Here is a 21,768-nt window from a genome sequence, read left to right as displayed (position 1 = left end):
AATCCGGCGCCTTCGTCTACAGACGAGGGTGCCGGATTTTTCCTTCTATCATTAGTGAATGCTGCCTTTGCTGAAGCCGCCGCCCATAACGTCGGATACATGCTCGATAGCAATAAACGCATTCTCATCAATCGATTGCACGATTGCCTTCAGCTTCGCCAGCTCAAGACGTGATACGACGCAATAAATCATTTGTGTGTCTTCCTTCGAATAGCCGCCGCGCGCTTGAATCAAAGTGGTTGTGCGTCCAAGCCGGTCAATGATCGCTTGGGATACCTCTTCGAATTCGGACGAAATAATCGTAACCGATTTCGATTCGTCGAGACCCTCCACAACGATATCGATCAATTTGATCGCAATATAGTATGTAAACATCGAGTACATGGCCGAATCCCATTCGAATACAAAGCCGGCTACTACAAAAATAATGACGTTGAAAATCATGATGATCTGTCCGACAGGCATACGCAGCTTTTTCGAGATCAGAATCGATACAATTTCTACGCCGTCAAGCGAGCCGCCAAAGCGAATGGCAAGGCCTACGCCAGCTCCTAGAATAAGACCGCCGAACAAAACGGCCAGCAGCTTCTCCTCGGTGAATGCATCTACATGATGTAGCAGCGAAGTCGTAACCGACATGACGATAATGCCGTACAGCGTCGAGATCGCGAACGTTTTGCCGATTTGCTTATAGCCGAGAATGAGGAAAGGCACGTTCACAATGAACAAGTACACGCCGAGCGGAAGCGATGTTAAGTGCGCCAGCATGATCGAAATACCGGCTATGCCTCCGTCAATTACGTTGTTAGGCACAAGAAACAATTCCAAGGCCACGCCCATTAAAATCGAACCAATTGTAATAAATATAAACCGTTTCAGTATCTCTAAAAATGATAACCCCTTATGCGTTTTTGCCAACAGCTCAACCTCCGTTTATTACAAGTATATCCTTTGACTTTAACATAAACGAACCTTCTTTTCAAAAAAACTACTTTTCCATAAACGGAAACAACAGCTTTTGTTTATCGCTCGTATACATGTTTTCCTTTGTAATCGATTCCGATCCTGTATCGATTACCGGCTGTACGAATTTGCCTTCACTTAGGTCGAGTGCGGCCTTCACAGCCAAATAACCCATATTAAACGGCTTCTGAACGATAATCGCCTGCAAGACATCCTCCTCAAGGTAAGCAATCTCCTCCATCGAATTATCGAAGCCGATCAGCTTCACTCGCGAGACCGCTCGCAGCTCCTTAATCGCTCTTGCGGCGCCAACTACAGTCGGCTCATTAAGCGCTGCAATGCCCCTGAGCCCCGGTTCAGTTTGCAACAGCTCCAATGTCATTTCGTACGCCTGCTGCTCCGATGCATTGCTGTATAGCGTATCGAGCACTTTAATATCGGGCCTTAGGCTTAAGCTGTCCAGCACGCCGCGCTCACGGTCCATTGCCGTTGCCGTGCCGCGCACAAAATTAATGACAGCGACCGGTCCGTCCTCGCTGGAGTCAATCGTATCAACCAGCAGCTGACCGGCTTTCCTCCCGCCTTCATAATTATCTGTAGCGATAAAGCTGCTCGATATGCCCTCCTTCATAGCAGAATCGACGGAAATGAGTATAATGCCGGCTTCAACAATACGTTTTGCTACGGGTACGATTCGGTTATAATCCGTAGCCGCCAATATAATCGCTTGCGGCTTATCGATTATGGCTTGCTCCAGCAATGCAATTTGCCCGTCTATATCCGATTCGGATGGCATTCCGGCGACCTTTACCTCCACGCCGAACTCCTCGGCTGCCATGTTAACCCCTTGTCGCATAGCCTCCCAAAATTCCACCTGTTGGTCCGTCGTTTTTGGCACGAACAAAAATTGCGGTTTTTTTGCCTGCTTCTCCGAAATGCCCAAGTTCAGAAGGATGGCAGCCACAATCATAATGAGGGCGGCAAATAGAAGAGCCCAAGTCCATTTTCTCATCATGGTTATTCTCCTTTATCCTCCATGATTTCCGGCATTCGAAGCGTAACCGTCGTTCCCTCGTCGAGCTCGCTTTCGAAGGACAGCCCAAAGCGGTCGCTGAAATTCAGTTGAATGCGGTGATTCACATTTTGGAGCCCTAGTCCGCTCGTTGCGGATGCGGAAGCAAGCGAGTGCGCAGGCGCTGCATGGGATGTATGCGGCTGCGGTCGCCCTTTAGCTGCAAGGGCTTGGAGCTTTGCTTCGTCCATCCCTACACCATCATCTATAATTTGGAGCGTTATGCCTTCGCTCGTTCGAAATCCTTTAATGAGAATATGGCCGGCATCGGCTTTGTTTTTGATGCCATGGTAAATCGCGTTTTCCACAATCGGCTGGAGTACGATCTTCAATATTTTGCAATCCAGAATGGCTGGATCGACGTCGATGCTGTAAGCAAACTTGTTGCGGTAGCGGATATTTTGAATCGTCAAATAATGCTCGATATGCGCAAGCTCCGCACGAATGGGAATAAGCTCCTCGCCCTTGCTAATCGTTGAGCGAAGCAGCTTCGACAAGGCTGATGTCATCTTGACCACATCGCCCATCTTCCCCATCTCCGCCATCCAGATGATCGAATCAAGCGTATTGTACAGAAAGTGAGGATGGATTTGCGCCTGCAGCGCCTTCAGCTCGCTGATTCGCTTATCCTCCTGCTCCTGCACGACCTGGCTCATCAGCTCCTTGATTTTGCCGGTCATCAAATTAAACGTTCGCGCCAGCTTGCCGATTTCATTGATGCCCTCAATTTCATAGCGCGTATTGAAATCTCCCTTCTCTACCTTCTTCATATGGCCTTCCAGCTTTTTGATCGGCTTCGTTAGCGTTAAGGAGAGAAGAATCGAGAAGATGAGCGCAATAAGCAAACATATGGAGCCCCACAGCATCGCTGAAAATTGAATTTTGCTTTTATCGCCGACAAGCTCCTCCGGATAATTTACCCCGACGACCTTCCAGCCGTAGCGTGAGCTGCCAATCGTATAAAGCTTTGTTGTACCGTCGCTCTTTGCCTTTATAAACCGATAGCCCTGCATCTGCAAAATTTGATTGAGCGCCTCCGATTTCAGGCCCGAGTATACGAGCTGCTGCTGCGGGTGGTAAATCAAATCGCCAGTCGGATCAAGCAGAAACACATAGCCGCGATTCCCCATATGAATTTGCTTGCAAAGATCATTGATGACATTATAGTTCAAGTCCACAAGAAGGACGCCGCTATTACCGTCCGCAGCAGTCTCTGCCTGACGGCTGATCGAGACTACCCAGTTGTACTCGTTCTTGTATACATGCTGTACGCGCGAGGAGGAAATGACTGACTTGCCCTCTGCCGTTTTCGCTTGCTTGTACCAATCTTGGCTTATCAGCTCATAATAATCCTTTAACTGCGCGTCATCGCGGTCGGATACGAGTGCGCCGTTCGTCCCGATGAATACGATGGAGGCAATATCGTTGCGGGATCGGGCGATGGAACGGAAGAAGGTGCTCGTTTGCTTGGCAAGCGCCAGTCCTTCCGGGTCCTGCGGATCATATAGCCGCATCAGTCGCTGCAAATCCTCGTCACGCAGCGCGAGCTCAGCAATGCTCTCCATGTTGCCAATGTAAGTCTGTATGTTGTTGTTTACCTGCTCGACGAGCTGGGCTGTATAATCGTATGAGTTGTCTTTCACCGCATCCGAAGAAATTAGATACGTATTTACACTAAGGATGACAGTCGTGCAAATAATGAGGCAGGAGAAGGCAAGCGCAATATTGGTATGAATGCTTTTGAACTGGAAGAAGGAACGTCCCCTCATCTCGAAGCATTCTCCTTCATAGCTGCTCGATATTCCTTCGGCGTCATGCCGATGCGGCGCTTGAAGATGACACTGAAATATTGCGGGTCGGCGTAACCGACCCGCTCAGCGATGTCGTACGCCTTGAGCTGCGTTCCAACGAGCAGCTGCTTAGCCTTCTCAAGGCGAAGACGAGTTAAATACTCGACAAACGTATCGCCGGTATGCTGCTTGAACAGCGCGCTGAAGTAGCTAAGGCTTAAAAACACATGCTGGCACACTTGTTGAAGCGACAGCTCCGGACTGCCATAGTTATCGTTAATGTACAAAAGAGCGTCCTCCAGCTGCGTATTGTTAACTTGCGTCCGCTGCTCGGACAGAAATGAAATCACGCTGCGGCATGTCTCATCCAGCCAGTCTTTCATTTGATCGACTGATTTGAGCGCCGGAATAGTTGCAAACGGATCATCTCCCAGCAGCTTGGAGTCGTCAAAGCCCGTTTGGGCGATCATGTTGATAAAGGCTGCCAATATGCGGTGAAGATAGCCGTAGCAGCTGCCAGGCGTTGCCCCCGACTGCTTCAGCTCCATAAACCACTCACCAAGTATGGCAGAGGCTTGCGCAGCCTTCGCTGTTTTTACCGCGGCCATCAGCTTCTTCTCAAATTCGTAATAGGCGGACGTGCTGATCCGCTCGCCGAACTCTACGTCGTGAATCGAAATAATGCTGCCTGTGCCGAGCAGAAAGCGATAGTCCAGCGCCGAGCAAGCCTCCTGATAAGAGATTCGCAGCTCTCTTCTTGATCGGCAAATGCCGCCGATCCCGATCGATACGTCCAGCTTCAAATATTTGCGAACCGCTTCCCCCACATGCGCCGCCAGCTTCTGCGCTTCTACCGCAATCGCATCTTCCGGTCCCCCGAGCAGCGCGACAGACTTGTCATGATTCGTCTGGAAAACGATTCCTCCATGCTCCTTCTGTATAATTTCCTGCGCGATATTCAGCAGCGCGAATCGAAGCAGCTCTCTATCTCCATATGCCGCCGTCCCAGATAACGCATCGGCATCCTCCAAATCCAGCAGCATCGCCAAATAAGCCGGCCCCTCTAAGCTTTGGTGGAAGTAATGAAGCTTCTGCACGATATCGTGCTCGGCCATCGGCACCGTGACCAGCTTCTCAAGGAAGCGCTCGCGCAGCAGCGGAAAGCTCTCATTCAACCGCTGCTGCAAGGCCGACATATCCTCCATGCGGGCCTGCTCTTCATCCAGCTCCCGCTTCATTTTTAACAGAAACTCCGTAAATTCCTGCAAATTAATTGGCTTCAGCAAATAATCCTTTACCTTCAGCTTAATCGCCTGCTTCGCATAATCAAAATCCTCGTAGCCGGTTAGGATGACAACCTTCAACTCCCGATACAATGCGTTTAATTGGGCCGCAAGCTCCATCCCGTCCATATAAGGCATATTAATATCGGTTATGACCACATCGGGACGCAGCCGTTCAACAGCCTCAAGCGCGTCTCTGCCGTTACTGAAATCGCCGACAAGCTCGAAACCGCAGCGCTCCCAATTGGTCAGCCGCTCCACGCCTTCTCTTACTTCATCCTCATCGTCGACGATTATCATTTTGTACATTTAGCCACGCCTCCTTTCACAAGCATTTCGATAGCGCTTACATAATTCCCTGCCATTAGCTGTTCCCGCTGTGCGAAAACAGTAAAAAGTAGACCGGTGTGCTTCGCCGGCCTACTGCTTATGGATACATGCTTATTCGTATAAAAGAGGTTTAATTTCATCCGAATCGATATTCGTTTTGTCGTACCAGTGGAACCCCGTATCAATATTCGGCTCTACCTTCTCTCCATTAATCGCTTGTACTGCCGCTTTCACCGACCAATACCCTATGCCGATCGGGTCCTGCGTAATGGCGCCTGCCATCGTACCGTTTTTGATCGCCTCCATTTGCAGCTTGCCGGAATCGTAGCCAACGACCGTAATCTTGCCCTGCTTGCCAAGCTCGCCTACCGCATTGACGACACCGATGGCCGAGCCTTCGTTGGCGCCGAAGAAGCCTTTAAGATCAGGATGCGCTTGTATAATCGCCTTCGCAAGGTCGGTTGATTTGAGCTGGTCGCCCGCTCCATATTGAATATCGACAATTTTGATATCCGGATATTTATCTTTGATTTGATTCACGAACCCGTCGCGGCGATCGATGCCTGTACGGCTCGTTTGGTCATGGACGACTAGCGCAACCTCGCCGGAGCCTCCGATCAGCTCCGCCATTTTGTCCGCCGCAAGCGCCGCTGCCGCAATGTTGTTAGTTGCCGCTGTTGTTACCGGAATGTCGCTGTCTACGCCGGAGTCGAAGCCCACGACGGGAATATTGTTCGCTTTGGCTTTCTCGAGCAGCGGGATCGAGGCTTTGCTGTCCAGCGCAGCGAAGGCTATCGCACTTGGCTTCTTGTCGAGCGCTGCCTGCAGCATCTCGATTTGTTTGTCCACTTGGGCTTCTGTCTCAGGGCCCTCGAACGTAATCTCGACATTCAGCTCTGTCGCCGCTTTCTCTGCGCCCTGCTTCACCGCTTGCCAGAACTGATGCTGGAATCCTTTGGAGATAACCGGGATATAAAGCTTTTTGTCACCTGTGTCGTTCTTCGAATCGTTTGTTTCCGCTGCCGCCGGTTTATTCTCGGCTTTGCTGCCGCCGTTATTTCCGCCGTTAGAACCGCATGCGCTGAGCACCATAACCGAAGCAAGCACCAGCATGGCCATTGAAATCCATTTATTTCGCTTCATTGTCGATCTCCCCTTACGCTCGTTTTTATTGTATGAAATCTCCTCAGCCCATGAGGCTATTAGAGAGCTATACCGTTGTTTATTTTTTGCGGCGGCGCAATATATCCGCATATACCGCCCCGATCACGACTAAGCCAACGATGACGACCTGCCATTCCTGCGGTACGGACATGATGCGCAGTCCGTTCGTCAGAACGCTCATAATGAGCGCGCCGATGACGGTTCCGAGAATCGAGCCTTGCCCGCCGCTCAGCGAGGTCCCTCCAATGACGACCGCTGCGATCGCTTCCAGCTCATAGCCGGAGCCAAGCGCAGGCTGCGCCGAATTAAGCCGCGAGGCCATCATGATGCCCGCAATGCCGGCGAAAGCGCCCGTGATCACATAGATAATAATTTTCCAGAAGGTGACGTTAACGCCGGATAGCCTTGTCGCTTCCTCATTGCTGCCAAGGGCGAAGTTGTAGCGTCCGATAATCGTCTTCGACAGCACGATGCTGGCAATAACGGCAAGCCCGAAGAAGATGTATACCGCAAACGGCACCTTGAACAGCGTTTCCATCGCGATTTTCGAGAAGGCAGGCGTATCGTTAAAATAAATCGGCTTCGTCCCAGAGACGACAAACGACAGCCCTTTCGTCACCATCATCATGCCGAGTGTGGCGATGAACGGCGGAATATTCATTTTGGCGACAAGCCAGCCGCTTATGAATCCGCAAAGCGCGCCTGTTAGAATGCCGCCTGCAATGCCGAAAGGGATCGGCAAGCCCCAAAACGTGATGACGACGCCGGTCATAACGGAAGCGAAGGTCATGACCGTACCGACCGACAAATCGATGCCGCCTGTAATAATAACGAAGGTCGAGCCAAGCGCCAGCACGCCGATGACGGCGGTTGACAGCATGATGCCGATTAAATTATCGAAGCGGAAAAAGTTTTCCGACGACAAGGAGAAGAACACGACCAATAAGATGAGACTGGCGAATGCCAGCAGTTTTTGCGTAGCGCCTGTTTTTAAAGATACGGGCTTTTGTATTTCAGCTAGCTTCATAACGCTTCCTCCCCTACTCGCATCGTTGCATATTTCATAATCAGCTCTTGCGTAGCTTCCTCGCTGCTTAATTCGCCGGTAATGCGACCTTCGCACATGACGATGATTCGGTGGCTGATCCGCAAAATTTCCGGCAGCTCCGAGGAGATCATGATGATCGACTTCCCTTGCTGCACCAGCTCATCCAGCAGCTTATAAATTTCCGACTTTGCCCCAACATCTATGCCGCGCGTCGGCTCATCAATCATTAGAATTTGGCAGTCGCGCGTGAGCCATTTGCCGATAACGACCTTCTGCTGATTGCCGCCTGACAGAAACTTGACCCGCTGGTCGACGCTCGGCGTCTTGATTTTGAGCGATGCCACATGCTTCTCCGCGTTTTGCTCTATGCGCGACTGATTCATCCACCCAAGAGAATTGCGGAAGCCCCGGTAGGATGCGATCGATAGATTCGTCTTCACATCCATATCGACGAGCAGCCCGAACTGCTTCCGATCCTCCGATAAGTAACCGATCCCGTAACGGACCGCATCCGTCGGCCCCTTTACGCTCACTTTTTTCCCATTGACGAAAATTTCCCCCGAATCAATCCGATCCGCGCCAAAGATCGCTCTCGCGACCTCGGTTCGGCCCGCTCCCATCAGTCCGGCAAAACCGATGATCTCGCCTTTGTTCAAATGAAAGGAAACATCCATTACCGCGCTGCCGCGATTGAGACGCTTTACCTCAAGCACCTTGGTCTGCTGCTTATCGCTTATTTCCGGCTTCGAGGTCGCATATAGCTGCCTCCCTACCATCATTGCAATAATTTCATCAATGGTCGTATCCGCCGTTCGTACCGTATCAATGTAAGTGCCGTCCCGCATAACCGTAATGCGGTCGGTAATCCGCTTCAGCTCCTCCATCCGATGCGAAATGTATACAATGCCTACTCCTTGCTCCCGCAGCTGGCTGATCATCCGGAACAGCTCGTCAATCTCGGCATTCGTAAGCGCAGCCGTCGGTTCATCCATAATAAGCAGCTCCGATTGAAATGAGAGCGCTTTCGCAATTTCGACCATTTGCTGCTTCGCCACCGTCAGCTCCGAGACGAGCGTACGCGGATCGAGCTTTAGATTCATTCGCTGGAACAGCGCCTGCGTCTTGTCATTGATCGCTTGGTCATCGAGAAAGAGAGGAAGCCTCGCCCTTGGCTCGCGCCCGATAAAAATATTTTGCGCGATCGTGAGATCCGGCATGAGCTGAAGCTCTTGATGGATAATGCTGATGCCGAGATTTTGCGCTGCTCTTGTACTCGCGATTTCAACTTCCTTGCCTTTATAAACGATCCGTCCGGCATCCCTCTTGTAAACGCCGGTTAATATTTTCATCATCGTCGATTTGCCGGCCCCGTTCTCTCCGACCAGCGCATGCACTTCCCCCGCATGAAGCTCGAAGCGGCATTGGTCAAGTGCCAGTACGCCTGGAAACTGCTTCGTGATGCCATCCATCGACACTAAAATCCGGCTCATTGCTCCCACCCCTAATCGGTTTGTGAACTCATTGTATGATGAATCCGGCGTGCAATATATGGAGTAATCTCCTGAAAAAAGTAGACGATTTTACGGTATCGCCGATTTTGGGCAAAAAAAAAGACCCCTGCCGCATTCCTTCTTGGCAGGAGTCATTTTTGCATTAATCTACGTATCCGGCTAGCCCTTTATCCATTAAGTAATCCATTTCCGCGTCCATAATCGACTCCACTACCAGCTCGTTCGATTTGACATCGGGGCGGCTAAGAATATAATCGACCAGCTCGTCGCTGTCGATGTCAACCTCGCCGTTCTTATCTTCCTTCGCATTGTTGATGAAGGCTTGCTCATGCTTCAAAACCAGCTTGATCAGCTGCTCATCCGCGTTCGTTTCGCTTGCAATGTATTGCACAAGCTCTTGCTCATTCAATTGTTCAGTCATCGTTTGTCATCTCCTAATCGCATCGCTTGTCTCATTGTACCACATTCCACTTGCCCTTATTAGCGTTTGCGAGCTAAGCGTTTTGTAAAAACTGGTTCCCGTGCAGCTGATAGTAAAGCCCTCTCCTGGCAAGCAGCTCCTCATGGCTTCCGCGCTCCGCGATTTCCCCGTCCTTAATAAATAAAATCGTATCGGCATGACGTATTGTGCTTAGCCGATGGGCAATGACGAAGCTCGTTCTTCCGCTGAGCAGCTTCTTCATCGCCTCTTGAATTTGAAGCTCGGCAAGCGTATCGACGCTGCTCGTTGCTTCATCCAGGATGAGCAGCGCGGGATCGCCTAGTATAGCTCGCGCGATCGTAAGCAGCTGGCGCTGTCCATGGCTGATGTTGCCGCCTTCCGCCGTCAGTTCCGTGTCATAGCCTTGGGCCAGCTTGGCGATGAAGCTGTGCGCATTCGCTTGAGCCGCGGCTGCCTCCACCTCTTCGTCCGTTGCGTCCAGCTTGCCGTAGCGGATGTTCTCGCGAATGGTGCCCGAGAACAGATGAGCATCCTGCAGCACGATGCCGAGCTGGCTTCTGAGGCTGTTTTTGTCCATGTTCCGAATATCTTCATCATCGATCAAAATTTGACCGTCCTTTATTTCGAAGAAACGTCCGATCAGATTAATGATCGTCGTCTTGCCGGCTCCCGTGGGACCTACCAACGCGATCGTCTCGCCAGGCTTCGCGGTAAAGCTAATATTTCTAAGCGCAGCTGTGCCATCCGTATATTCAAAACCTACATCACGGAATTCCACCTTGCCTGCAAGCGACTCCACCTTTGATGCCGCCTCCGCCTCCTCGTATTCCGAAGGAACCTCCATCATTTCGAATACCCGCTCAGCACCTGCTACGCCTGACTGGATCATGTTAAATTGATTGGCAACTTCATTAAGCGGACCACTAAACTGCCTCGAATAACCGAGAAAGCTTATAATAACGCCCACGGTGGCAAGGTCATGCACGGCGAGCCAACCTCCGACGCCCGCAATGATCAAATAGCTGATATGGCCAAACATGTTCATAAAAGGACCCATCGTGCCGGAATAGATTTGAGCCTTGATTCCGACCTTCTTCAGCTTCGCGTTTGCCTCGCTGAAGCGCTCCGCCATCCTCTCCTCCTGATGGAACAAAGCAACGACCTTTTGCCCGGATACCGTCTCTTCAATAAAGCTATTGAGGCCTCCCAATTCCTGCTGCTGGCCTTTGAATTGGCGCTTCGTCATCTTTGCGATTCGCTTGGAAACGAAAACAATGAGCGGAATGACTACGAGAGCGACCAACGTGAGCCAGACATTTAAGAGAAGCATCATCGTGAAGGAGCCTATGAGCATAATGACGCTCGATATGATCTGGATTAAGCTTTGGTTCAGCGTATTCGTCACATTATCGATGTCGTTTGTCGTGCGGCTCATCAGCTCTCCATGATTTTTGCTGGCAAAGAACGGGATAGGCAGCTTTTGCAAATGAATGAACAGATTGTTGCGCAAGGTCCATACCGTCCGCTGCGACACATCCGCCAGGAAGAAGGCTTGCAGCCAGCCAACTAAGCTGCCAGCCGCATACACGCCAAGCATAAGCAGGCAGATTTGAAGCAGCCCGTCATATTGCTTGGCAATAATATAATCGTCTAGCGCCGTGCCAAGCAAATAAGGACCTGCAAGCGTTAGACCAGCGGCAGCTATTGTAAGGATGATGACCGCGGTGAGTCTTGTCCGCTGCTGAAGCAAATAAGTGCCGAGTTTTTTTAATGTCGATAGCGTATGATTCATCCTTTAAGCTCCTTGCTGGGATAAGGCAATCTGTTTGTAAAGCTTGCTTTGCTGCAGCAGCTCCTGGTGCGTGCCCATCGCCGTTATTTGGCCATCCTCAAGCACGATTATGCGATCTGCCTGCTGAACGGACGCAATGCGCTGCCCGATGATAAGGCAGGTGCTGCTCTTCATTAGCGTTTGCAGCGATTTACGGATGAGCAGGTCGGTGTTCAGGTCTACGGCGCTCGTGCAATCGTCGAGAATGACGATTTTGGGCTTCAGCAATAGCGTACGGGCAATGGATAAACGCTGCTTTTGCCCGCCCGATAAATTGACGCCCCGTTGTCCGAGCACGGTATGATAGCCATGCTCCAGCTTCATAATGAACGCATGCGCTTCAGCTGCCTTGGCTGCTGCTTCGATTTCGAGCTGGCTTGCATCCGGCTTGCCGTAGCTTATATTTTCCGCAATGGTGCCGCTGAACAAATGCGCCTGCTGTAGCACCATGCCAATCTCGCGATGCAGCTCATGAGGCGCTATTTCGCTGATCGGATGGGAATCGATGCGCAGCATTCCTTCGGTAGGCTCATAAAAGCGCGGTATGAGGCTGACCAGCGTCGATTTGCCCGCTCCGTTCACGCCCACGATTCCTATCGTCTCGCCAGGCTCTACGGCAAAGCTGATGTCGCGGAGAATGGCGTTTTTGCTATCGCCATCATAGCTGAAGCTCACATTTTCGAAGGAAATTCGGCCTTCTTGAATTTGCTTAGGCTGCTGCTCATACGGCTGGTGATAAGCTGCTTGTTTGTCGATCGTCAGCTCCAAAACCTCGTTAATGCGATCCGCAGATGCCTTCGCGCGGGAAATCGCCATCAATTGATTGCCAAGACCCAAGGTAGAGAACAACAGCTGTGTAATATAAGTTAAAAATGCCGCCAAGCTGCCGACCGATAAAGCGCCCTGCTCCGAAAGCATTCCGCCGTACCATAAGGCAGCTACGATGCTGAAATTAAGAATGATCGACATAAGCGGCGTGTTGAGCGCAACGATTTTGGCCGCTTTTAGACTAGCCTGCAGCAAATTCGAATTCGCGTCATTAAAACGCTCTTCCTCGTAATCGGACCGAACGAACGCTTTGACTACACGAATGCCGGACAAATTTTCCTGCATGACGGTATTTACCTGATCGAGCCGCTGCTGCATTTTCGAGAAGAGCGGAACCGTAATCCGAGTCGTAATAACTAGAAAAGCGGCGAGCAATGGAAGCATGGCCAGCAGGATAACCGAAAGGCGCGGACTAATCATGAAAGCCATCGCCAAGCTTCCGATAATAATAAACGTATCGCGGGCGAAGATACGGAGAACTAGCAGCACGAGGCCCTGAATTTGAGTAACGTCTCCCGTCAGCCTCGTCACTATGGAGCCTGAGCCGAATCGGTCGAGCGACCTTAGCGATAATGACTGAATTTTTTGAAACAGCTCCTGTCTCAGATCGGCACCAAAGCTCTGGGAGGCTATCGTCGCAAAAACGGTGCAGCCTACACCTGCAAGCAAGCCGATAATCGCAGCAACCAGCATTTTCGGGGCGGTCGCCGCTATTGCTCCCAAATCTCCAGCCATAATCCCATCATTCACTATGCTTGCCATAAATCGCGGCTGCAGCAGATCCATGCACACCTCAAGCAGCATGAACAGCGGCGCAAGCACTGCGGACAGCCAATATTTTTTCAGAAAGCTAGCAAGCTTAAACACGAGGACACCTCAATCTACTGGCATTTTGTAAGTATCGCAAATAAAGAGGGCTGCTCTTCAAGCGCCCTCCTGATAAAGCAATTATAGCATCCGTCAGTCCCATCCCGCACTCCAATAAATGGAAATAAACTGAATATTGCGGACGTATCGTTTTTTGGCTATATTGCTGTTACAATAGACTTAACATCAAAAGCTGTGCGTAACTGGCGGAGCATGGGGAACCATGAGGAAGCGCATAGAATCATTAGCCGTACGCCTGGGCAAAGGTAAGGGGACATTCCCCTTGCCTTTTTATGTTTTTCGACAACCATTCGAAGGAGCTGGGGTAGAGAATGACAGAGAAACTCATTTTGGACGGAATACGCGTGGCAGATGCGATTAAAGAGCAGTTGAAGGCAAGAGTAGAGGCGCTTGGCGTTAAGGGGATCATCCCTTGCTTAGCGACAGTATTGGTGGGCGATGATCCTGCCTCTGAGACCTACGTTCGGATGAAGGGTAACGCATGCAAGCGGCTTGGCATCGAGTCGCGGCGCGTTCATTTGGATAAGTCCATCTCAACGGAGGACTTGCTTGACGTTATTTCACAGCTTAATCAAGACCCGCTCGTACACGGTATTTTGCTGCAGCATCCTGTACCGCATCAAATCGATGAGCGTGCAGCTTTTGAAGCGATTAGCATTGAGAAGGATGTCGACGGCGTAACAGCGCTCGGCTTTGCCCAAAACGCCTTCGGTTATGCCGACTATCCTTCCTGTACGCCCGCCGCCATTATGGCCATTCTCGATTATTATCAAATACCGATCGAGGGCAAGCATGCCGTCGTCGTTGGACGCAGCCCGATTCTCGGCAAGCCTGTATCGATGATGCTGCTCAACCGAAACGCAACCGTCACAACCTGTCATTCCAAAACAGAAAACCTATCTGATATGCTGCGGCTCGCCGATATCGTCGTCGCTGCGGTCGGCAAACCTGCGTTTATTCAAGGGGATTGGATTCGCGAAGGCGCGGTCGTGCTTGACGCCGGCTACAATAAAGGTAACATCGGGGACGTCGATTACGAAGCTTGCTTAGCCAAAGCCAGCGCCATCACCCCCGTACCCGCAGGCGTAGGCCCCGTTACAATCGCCATGCTGCTAAAGCATACAGTTGATGCGGCGGAGAAATGCGCGGTATAAGTTAGGTAGATGGGGCTGTCTCATAAGCCTTATCGTGGTTTCAGTCGCCCCATTGAAATACGGATGATAAAAAAATTTAGCCTACCAACCCACTTTCACCGTGGGTTGGTAGGCTTTTTCAATTGCTATTTGGGACATGGCTATAAGATCAAATACGTGCTTACAGCAGCCTTTTGGCGTTTCTGATAAGCCGACTCGATGCGGCTGTCCCAAAACTCTGCTTGAGAAAGGTGCTCCTTGCTACGTTGCACTTTGTGCAGCAGAAAGTTGGTAATAGCGATGCATTCCCATGCTACGCTGCACTTTGTGCAACAGAATCAGCCATTTATGGCTTGCTCAGCCCATAATCAGCTGATTCTGATGCATTTCTGCATTGTAGCAGTTCAAATCGACAATCATGTCAGGTTTCTGTTGCACTTTGTGCAATAGGAATTCTTAAATCTAGTAGAGTTCTTGAACATGCTGGTATTGTGCTTTCAGCTTCAAACTTTTTAGCAGGAAACGACCTCCCTCCCACTACCCTACATATCACGCTCAAGTAAATATCTAGCCGTAAATTGATCCGTGATCAGCACGTTGGAGTAGCCGCCGCGAAGCGCGCCATAAATGCCGCTCACTTTCTTCGCTCCACCTGCGACTAGTATCGACTGCTCCTTCCGCCTCAGCTCATCAAGACTAATGCCAATCGTGCGCCGATTCATCTCCTCCGAGCATATAACGCCTGCGATATCGATGTAGCGTGAGCAAATATCCCCTGCAGCCTTCTCCCGAATAATATCCAAGTCCGCATCCGTAAAATAGTTTGCTCTAATCAATACCGAATCGTCTGTCGGCGCTCCTACCGTCACAACGGCAATATTAGACATTTTTCCTAGCTCCAAAATATTGCGAATATGGCGATCCGACTCAATCGTTTGCTTTACAACCTCGTGATCGACAAGTGCCGGCAGCGGGATGAAGTAAGGAATCGTATGGAATGCCTTGCCAAACAAATGAACGATTTCATAGGCGTATGTATTAGTCTCCGAATGACTGACCCCGCCATTTAATTGCACGACCTTCACATCCCGAACCGGCTTGTCCTTAAGCTGAGTAGCCATTTGAAAAAGCGTTGTCCCCCATGTCGTTGCAATGATATCGCCATCCTTCACCGTATCATACAAATAAGTCGCTGCTGCTTCGCCTATATACCTTTTTATGATACTATCCTCGAATTGCGGTACCGAAACGATGACTGCTTTTTTAAGGCGAAACTTTGATTCCAGCCGCTCAGCAAGCACATCGTTATTATCGTTTGGTGAGACGATTTTAATTTGAACATAGCCCTCATCCTTCGCCTGCTGGAGAAACCTAGATATAGTAGGGCGCGACACGCCAAGCTTTTGCGCGATTTCTTCCTGATTATAATTTAGTTCATAATAAAGCCTAGCAGCATCAATCATTTTGCTCAGCTTATCGTCCAATCGATCATCTGCCATCCAAGCTCAACTCTTTCTATATATGACTATAAGCGTAAACGGCTGCGCCATTCTGCAATGGAAAAGCCAACGCTTGAAAGGAATACGTCCCATTTATATATAACAAAGCATTAACAAAATTACAATGAAAACCCCTCTCCCCCTTCCACTGTAAAAATAAAACGTCCCAATCCACTCGTAACAAAGTGGACTGAGACGCTTATACTTATTGATTACCCTTTGTTCTTATCATACTTTAGCGCCGCCAAAATCAGTGTCACAACCTGTGCCCTTGTTGCATTCTCTTGCGGCGCAAATTGGTTCACGCCCATTCCTTCAACAAGACCTGCAGCCTGCGCCGCAGCGATATATGGCCGAGCCCATACCGGTATGTCGTTTACATCAGCGAACGTTGACTTCGCATTCGGATCAATCTCAATGCCGAGTGCGCGAACCAGAATGACAGTCATTTCCGTTCTTGTTAGTGGATTAGATGGTCGCAGCGTATTATCCTCATATCCCGCTATAATCTTATCCTCAATAAGCTGTGCAAAGAAGGAGCGCGCCCAAGCAGGCACTTGACCCGCATCAGCAAAGTCCAGCTTGCCATCTGTCGATTCAAGCTTCAGCGCTCTGCCGACCATCGTAACGAACTGCGCTCTCGTTGCTTTGTCTCCCGGATGGAATGTGCCATCTCCATATCCGTTAACAAAACCAATCTTCACTGCCTCTTCAATGGCCTTAGCCGCCCAATGGCTGCCTACGTCACTAAACTCAATTGCCGGACCTTCGTTTCCACCACCAGGTGTTGGTGTTGGTGTTGGAGTCGGTGACGGCGTTGGTGTTGGTGTTGGTGTTGGTGTTGGTGTATTTGGATTTGGGTTTGGATTACCACCTTCACTGCCTGGAAGCGGGCTTCCTTTCAGATCGGTAATGCGGCCTTCAATTCCCGTATTGATGGTGCCCAGCTTCGTAATGTGCTCGATGAACACCTCGTAGTCAACGAGATTCATCTCATAATGACGACCGGCATCTTTCGCTTTCTTCATCGAGCGGTAGAAGTCGCCGCCACTCGCCATAAAGGAATTCGTTGCTACAAAATAATAAGCATTCAAATCGATTGGGCTGTAGCTGCCGTTATCATTTTTAATTTCCACCTTAACGATACGATTGCCCTCAGTTACCAGATTGCCATTCGCATCGAGCACCTCTGGCTGCTTCTTGGAATCATAGTAATAGCGCATGCCCGATACTTGTGAGAATTGGCCTTTTACCGATTCGATTCCGCTTACGCCGTTCTCTAATGCTTCAACAATTTCCTGACCTGTCATGCGAAGCGATGTCAGGTTATTGCCGAATGGCATAACCGTCAGCAATTCTCCTAGCGTAATATCGCCATCTGTTTTGCCCTCTGCGGTTTTCGGGATAGATAAACGAATCCCACCGCCGTTTTGAATGGCTACAAAACCTTTTACATCTAACTTCTTTAATTCTGGATTGCTGTTAACAAAGCTTTTTACTTTAGAGACCATCCCGTCCGTTATTAGATTGGCAAGATTGGTTTCCTTAACACGAGAAGAAGGGTTGCCGCCTTCTAAAAACACATTCGTTTTTCCGATAACTTGTTTCTTAGTTTCAGCAATTCCATCATTATAAGGCCCAAGCATTGTTGTCGCTACTGGATCTGGAGTAAAAGTCATAATATCCAGCAGTTTTCCATTCCATTTCGTTAACACGCCTGATTGATTGAATTTAACATCCAGTCGACCTAAATAATTGTTGTATTGCTCCGCCTGTACGACAAGCGTTGGCTCTCCATACGCTTGGATTACCTTTGGAGTATCGACCTTTGTATGGCTGTGTCCACCGACGATTACGTCGATACCAGCGACCTTTTCAGCTAGTACGAGATCAAATGTATGCCCAAGATGAGTCAAAGCAATGATTTTGTTAATGCCCTTGTCTTGAAGCGATTTAACTGTTTCTTTCGCTTTAGCGATATAGTCATTGAAAACAATATTTTCGCCAGGTGAAGCGAGGAACTTCGTATCCTCGGTCGTTAGTCCAAATACGCCGACCTTTGTCTTATCCTCGCCAACCTCAAGAATAATAGAGTTATAAATCTTTCCATTTGCTGCCTTTTCGCCAACCGCTTGCTCAGCTAGTAATTCACTCAGCGCAGGCTCCTTGCTGAAATTAATATTGGAGCTTACGAACGGGAATTCGGCATTTTTCACAAAATCAGCTAACACTGACGGTCCCTTATCAAATTCATGGTTACCAAATACCATGGCATCGTACTTCAGCTTATTCATAAATGCTAGATCAGCCTGGCCTAAATATTTATTAAAGTACAACGTACCTGAGAACACATCACCGGCATCAAGCAGAATCGAATTAGCCGTCTCACTTCGAACCTGATTTACCGCAGTAAATCTTTTTGCTACATTCGCCAGATTGGCATGTGAATCATTGACATGCATAATTGTCATGGCGAACTCCGCATCTTTCTTCGTTGAAAGATCCAGCTGCGCTAGAAGCGGATCATGATCGCTTACTCGGCCTTGATCTGTTGAGAAATCAGCATTAACATGTACAACGTCAATAATGGCATTCGTTTCAATGTTGTTATCCACCAAAATATGATCAAGCGTTTGCGAGTTGCCGTCATAGATGTAGGAGTAGCGTTCCGATACATCCAGCTTGTCGACAAGATTCGTTATTTCTGCACCCCGCAGCTTATTCAGCGTACCGGAGAATTGGAAATCGTTAAAGTCGCCTAATACAACTACGCTTGCTTCGGGATCCTTCGTTGTAAGCTCCTTAACGAAGCTGTTAACCGCATCCGCTTGCTTTGCACGCTGCACTTCACTGCTGCGAACAACCGGCTGAACATCGCCCCATGGCTTGCCGTCTCCGCCTTTTGAATTAAAGTGGTTAGCAATCGCGACTACCCGTTTCCCCTTAAATAGAAATTCAGCGACAAGCGGTTTACGGGAAGAAGCGAAGGTAGTAGGATCCGTAGAGCCAATGCGTCCTGGATTTTGCGTTAAGCCTCCAATTCCATCCACTTTAACGAAAGTGTTGGAACTGCCTTTGTTGCCTGATGCAAGCTTTACGCGATCTGCTTTGTATAAGAAGCCAACTCGGATATTGCCGTCAGGTTCGCCGCCGTCCATATTATTTTCCGGAGCAATATCGGTGTATTTGTAAGTTGCGCCGCCTTTTGCAATAATAGCATCGATGAGAGTCGAGAAGCTTTTGGAAGCATCCGTATTGCCCGAATTCGTATTGCCGTCGTTGTCTTGAACCTCCATCAAACCGATAATGTCCGGCTGCTTCATGTTCGTTACGATAATGCTCGCGATCTTCCCAGCTTTCACTGTATCGCCTGCACTGAAGTTCTCCACATTAAAAGTACCAATCGTCAGCTTGTCCGTATTCGGCACAATACTCGTTATTTTCGGATTATTATCACTTCGTTTAATTATAGGCAAACTCTGTGTTGGCATCAGCTTATAAAGGTCGCCTGCGTATTGAATAACGCCCACGATATTGCCCTCAAAAGCATCGCCCGTTTTAATTTTAGTGCCGGCTGGCTCTGAACCGCCTATAAACAGCTTTTGCGGATTCAGGCTGCTGTCTGTCGCATTTAAACCATTGCCTTGAAGCACAATGCCGCCAAAAGCCGTTTTCACCGGGTTATTCATGTCATTGTCAATCGTAACCGGAGTTACCGCATTGGCGTAGGGGCCCGTTATCGTAGGATTAATCAATTCAACCAGCATGCTCTCCACGCTCTCGAAAAAGTCGATTGCATCATTAGCTGGATTAAATGCACTGAAGCTGTCCGTATCGATGAGATTAGGAATAATACGTCCGCCTTTTCCAAGCAAAGTAGTCGTAGGAAGCGTATTATTGCTGGATTGCTTATCAATCGTTGCTGCATTAATTTGAGTTACCGTTAGAGACGGGCTTTCTCCAAATTCCTGCACCGTACCGGACACCGACACTGCATCCTTAACGGCAAGGCCATGCGTTTTCTTGTAAACTTGTATAGCCTCGGAAGTATTCGGATTTCCATCCTGCTTGTCATCCGGTGCCTGCATGTAGAAGGAATCCGTGCTGACGGAAGTGATGATGCCTGTTACATTCGAAACTTTGACATTATTGTAGATCGATTTATGCGATTCGCCTTGAATCTTATGGATTGCAATACCGTCCGTATTTTCCAATACTTTATACGTGAAGGTCGCTACCTCGCTTGTTACTTCGCCAGCTGTCACAACTGCTTTAATGACGGTATCCGCATTTACGACAATTGGAGTGCTGTAGAGCGTTCCCGTCGTTGCAGTTGGAGAACCTCCGTCTATCGTGTAACGAATAACACCGCCATCAGCAAGCGAGCTTAGCGCAACTGAGCCTCCTGCGTTAATGCCGCCTGAAGGGATGCTCGCTTGAACGGCTAGCCTTTTCTCGACAATATCGAGTGTATTGCGCGGGAGCAGCTCCAGACCTACGCTGGAATGATAGGTCATAACGCCGGTAACCTGCTCGAACGTTTTTCCTGCGACAAATGAAGCATCAGAGGAATAAATAATAATTTTACCAGTACTCACAGCATCCGTTGCAGTAACAACGCCGCCTGCCACACTCTCAACCTTAATATTTTTTAGCTGTACGAAACGGCCTTCGAATTTATTCTGGTTATCAATCGTTTTGCCAAAGCTTGTAGAATCTACAACTATTGGCGCAGGGAGAGCGACTGAGCCCGTCACCTTCACATCTTCAACATTCGCAATCAATTGAACCAATCCCGAGTACGGGGTAAGCTTCCCGAAAGCCTCGATAGTATCCCCCGGCTGTGCGGAGACGGTGTTCAGCGCTCTAACGACAATTCCGTTATTCGCGTCCTGAACGAATAGATTTACATACGAGCCTGAATCAGCTCGGTGCGTTACTGTACCGCTAAGCGTAACGTTTGTGCCGGATGCAGCAGCCCGAGCTGCCGCGATCGTAATCGGCCCCGTCACAACGCTATAAGAAAACTCACGTAATGCGCTGTTTTCCAGCCCGTCTTTTTTCGCATAGGCATGTACTGTCGTTGGCGCATTTATTTCAATCGATGTCACGCCCGGCTGATACCAATTAAAGTTTTCCGGAGCAACCTCAGCATCACCTGAGCCATATACGCTGTAGTACACGCTTGCTCCAACCGTTGGCGTTGAGAGCTTAATAATAGTGCCGGGTAGAACAGCTCCTGGCGCTACATCTGCCGTTACAGGTTCCACACCAACAACAACCGTGCCATACGAGGAATTGCGCGGGTCTGGTGTAAGGATGTCAAAATCTGTAGCATTGTTATCCGTATCTTTGCCTCGACTGTCACTTGGCGCATCTACAACAGCTTTACGAATGGCTGCTTTGGTATTGGACAAGGCTCCTGTTGGAGTTCCTTCAGATAGATTGGCCGTACCATAACCAACTAAGTCGATCCTCGTCTGCGAGCCATTAACTAGTTCTACCTTACCTGCTGTTCCGCCCATTGCAATCGTTCCACTAGCATCAGGTGCCGGAAGGCTTGTAGTTCCTCCAGCGCCAATTGCTTCTTGAATTAGAAAGTACCCTTTGGATTTGATCGTACCGTTTAAAGCTGTTTCAAATTCTGATGAGAAAGAATTGCCCGCGCTTGCATACCTTACCCACCAACCATCCAAGATCACGTCCGAATCAGTTGGATTATACAATTCAATAAAATCATTTTTCCATACAGCCCCGGAGTTCCCCCCACCGCCATAAACCTGAGAAATAACGATATTGTCCCCCGCGGGCGTCGCCTGTACAGGGCTTCCCAAGCTGCCTATCGTGCCGGTAACCACTAGAAGAGCCGCTAAAAGCATGCAGGCTTGTCTCTTTATTCTTTTAACCAAATTCTGCATTCCAACCTTCTCCTCCCAAAGACCAAAAATGGTATTAAACAACAATACATATCTCTAATAGAGTAGTA

The 21,768-nt window shown here is 49.3% G+C and carries 13 protein-coding genes and 1 riboswitch; of the genes, 1 reads left to right on the top strand and 12 read right to left on the bottom strand.

Annotation, left to right across the window (positions count from 1 at the left end):
- Positions 1-51 precede the first annotated feature (51 nt).
- The 10 genes from HI950_RS19605 to HI950_RS19560 all read right to left on the bottom strand — a co-directional run bounded on the left by HI950_RS19605 (position 52) and on the right by HI950_RS19560 (position 13,129).
- Entirely contained in the window at positions 52-918 is an 867-nt protein-coding gene (locus tag HI950_RS19605) for a YitT family protein (protein ID WP_169087897.1), read from the bottom strand.
- A 70-nt stretch (positions 919-988) separates the two neighbouring features.
- A complete protein-coding gene (locus HI950_RS19600) occupies positions 989-1,978 on the bottom strand; it encodes a substrate-binding domain-containing protein (RefSeq protein WP_223285387.1) in 990 nt (329 codons plus the stop codon).
- A 2-nt stretch (positions 1,979-1,980) separates the two neighbouring features.
- Complete coding sequence (locus HI950_RS19595; protein WP_169087895.1) at positions 1,981-3,804, bottom strand: sensor histidine kinase; 1,824 nt, start codon at positions 3,802-3,804, stop codon at positions 1,981-1,983.
- Positions 3,801-5,417: a response regulator gene (locus tag HI950_RS19590; protein WP_169087893.1), complete on the bottom strand. Its 1,617-nt coding sequence runs from the start codon at positions 5,415-5,417 to the stop codon at positions 3,801-3,803. Before HI950_RS19590 ends, HI950_RS19595 begins: the two co-directional genes overlap by 4 nt.
- Positions 5,418-5,549: 132 nt before the next feature.
- Positions 5,550-6,581 carry an ABC transporter substrate-binding protein gene (locus HI950_RS19585; RefSeq protein ID WP_169087891.1) on the bottom strand — a complete coding sequence of 344 codons (1,032 nt, stop codon included), beginning with the start codon at positions 6,579-6,581 and terminating at the stop codon, positions 5,550-5,552.
- A gap of 79 nt (positions 6,582-6,660) precedes the next feature.
- Positions 6,661-7,629: an ABC transporter permease gene (locus HI950_RS19580; protein WP_169087889.1), complete on the bottom strand. Its 969-nt coding sequence runs from the start codon at positions 7,627-7,629 to the stop codon at positions 6,661-6,663.
- Positions 7,626-9,140, bottom strand: a complete 1,515-nt coding sequence (locus HI950_RS19575) for a sugar ABC transporter ATP-binding protein (RefSeq protein WP_169087887.1) — start codon at positions 9,138-9,140, stop codon at positions 7,626-7,628. Before HI950_RS19575 ends, HI950_RS19580 begins: the two co-directional genes overlap by 4 nt.
- A 163-nt stretch (positions 9,141-9,303) precedes the next feature.
- A complete protein-coding gene (locus HI950_RS19570; protein WP_169087885.1) occupies positions 9,304-9,582 on the bottom strand; it encodes a hypothetical protein in 279 nt (92 codons plus the stop codon).
- A gap of 73 nt (positions 9,583-9,655) precedes the next feature.
- A complete protein-coding gene (locus tag HI950_RS19565) occupies positions 9,656-11,395 on the bottom strand; it encodes an ABC transporter ATP-binding protein (RefSeq protein ID WP_169087883.1) in 1,740 nt (579 codons plus the stop codon).
- A 3-nt stretch (positions 11,396-11,398) separates the two neighbouring features.
- Positions 11,399-13,129: an ABC transporter ATP-binding protein gene (locus tag HI950_RS19560; RefSeq protein WP_169087881.1), complete on the bottom strand. Its 1,731-nt coding sequence runs from the start codon at positions 13,127-13,129 to the stop codon at positions 11,399-11,401.
- A 189-nt stretch (positions 13,130-13,318) separates the two neighbouring features.
- Positions 13,319-13,398, top strand: a riboswitch (ZMP/ZTP riboswitch).
- Positions 13,399-13,461: 63 nt separating this feature from the next.
- Here HI950_RS19560 and HI950_RS19555 point away from each other — a divergent pair.
- The gene (locus HI950_RS19555; RefSeq protein WP_169087879.1) at positions 13,462-14,304 is read left to right on the top strand and encodes a bifunctional 5,10-methylenetetrahydrofolate dehydrogenase/5,10-methenyltetrahydrofolate cyclohydrolase; all 843 of its coding nucleotides are present in this window, start codon (positions 13,462-13,464) and stop codon (positions 14,302-14,304) included.
- A gap of 521 nt (positions 14,305-14,825) precedes the next feature.
- On the opposite strand, the gene deoR is transcribed toward HI950_RS19555, so the two are convergent.
- Complete coding sequence (gene deoR / locus HI950_RS19550) at positions 14,826-15,782, bottom strand: DNA-binding transcriptional repressor DeoR (RefSeq protein ID WP_169087877.1); 957 nt, start codon at positions 15,780-15,782, stop codon at positions 14,826-14,828.
- 212 nt (positions 15,783-15,994) lie between these two features.
- Positions 15,995-21,700, bottom strand: a complete 5,706-nt coding sequence (locus tag HI950_RS35945; RefSeq protein WP_223285386.1) for a 5'-nucleotidase C-terminal domain-containing protein — start codon at positions 21,698-21,700, stop codon at positions 15,995-15,997.
- Positions 21,701-21,768 lie beyond the last annotated feature (68 nt).

The sequence above is a fragment of the Paenibacillus sp. PL91 genome (assembly GCF_012935325.2).
GTDB lineage: Bacteria > Bacillota > Bacilli > Paenibacillales > Paenibacillaceae > Pristimantibacillus.
The sequence above is the reverse complement of the archived record's forward strand: the minus strand, read 5'-3'. Positions and strand labels throughout refer to the sequence as shown.